This window comes from Peribacillus sp. NPDC056705, from assembly GCF_043656335.1.
On sequence record NZ_JBHTYI010000243.1, the window covers coordinates 1 to 1165 of the forward strand.

Genomic DNA, 1165 nt, shown 5'->3' on the forward strand with positions numbered 1-1165 from the left:
GACATAAGATGAGTTGACTGTATCCCTTAACCTTGTTAGACCACACATACCCGGGCAAGGAGGGGTGACACCATTGAAGGGGACCGATCGTAACAGCAAGTTCTTGTTAACCCACCGTGAACGTGAGGTTTTTGAATTGCTTGTGCAAGACAAAATCACTCGTGATATCGCTGGGCAGTTGTTTATTAGCGAAAAGACGGTGCGCAATCACATCTCCAATGTCATGCAAAAATTGAATGTTAAGGGCCGTTCGCAAGCTGTCGTTGAGTTGATTAGACTCGGTGAGTTGAAGATCTGACACCATGCCGGCTACTTTAGCCGGAACACAATAAAGGCCTTCTATCCCAGCAGTTATGGGTTTTGAAGGCTTTTTTTGTGTGATACAATACATGATGTTACACCCTTACCATACAATTAACTCTTTATTAACGCCCGGAGGTTATCATTCATGGGACTAGCTCTAGGAATTATACTTGTCATCGTGATCATAAGCATCATGGTTATTATATTCAGGAAAAGAACAAGCGGAAATCATCGATCAAGTAGTAACGTGATCGAGCTCAAATCCAGATCCATCAACCATCGCCAAGATCAAGTTCAGGCATGCAGTAAATGTGGTCGCAAGCGGCCACTGATCTTTTATGCGAATGATGCAGGATCCGTCAAAGGACTATGCAAAGAGTGCAAACGAGAACTGGAGCAACATCAGGATCTATATCCTGTATAGGAGCATACGGATGCTGCATATTGAAGGAAGTGCGAGGGGGTACTAACCTGCGCACTTCTTTTATTTTTAGATCATTAAGTACATAGGCCTGTGAAGAAGTAATCGTATGACTCGAATGACTACAGACTCCCCATTTTGTTACAAATTGTGTATAGTGGATAGCAGTTTCAGGTGGAGGGGAGTGTAAGTATCTTGGGCCGATTTGTTAAACTGAACACCCTAAGAAATCAAATATTTCTCGGATTCATGCTGGTCATGGTAATCGTTCTCGCCTTGGTCGGGGTTTTTGTATATGATCAGGTCGCTGTGCTTCTGCGTAACAGTGCAGAGAAGCATATTCAGCAGACGGCGGTCCAGACGACCGGCAAGCTGGACGCCCTGCTGGGACAGGTGGACACGCTCACGGCGCAAGTCTCGACCAACGCAACGGTTCAGCGT

Annotated in this window: 2 protein-coding genes and 1 pseudogene; all 3 read left to right on the plus strand. The window is 45.3% G+C overall.

What is annotated here, in order from left to right; all coding sequences use genetic code 11:
• The first annotated feature begins 73 nt into the window (after window positions 1–73).
• Window positions 74–298, plus strand: coding sequence for a helix-turn-helix domain-containing protein (locus tag ACFRAK_RS29335; RefSeq protein WP_394573243.1), 225 nt, complete (start codon window positions 74–76; stop codon window positions 296–298).
• Between the two features lie 150 nt (window positions 299–448).
• Window positions 449–727: a hypothetical protein gene (locus tag ACFRAK_RS29340; protein WP_394573244.1), complete on the plus strand. Its 279-nt coding sequence runs from the start codon at window positions 449–451 to the stop codon at window positions 725–727.
• Window positions 728–919: 192 nt separating this feature from the next.
• Window positions 920–1165 (plus strand): annotated as a pseudogene (locus ACFRAK_RS29345) (sensor histidine kinase); the annotation flags it as partial.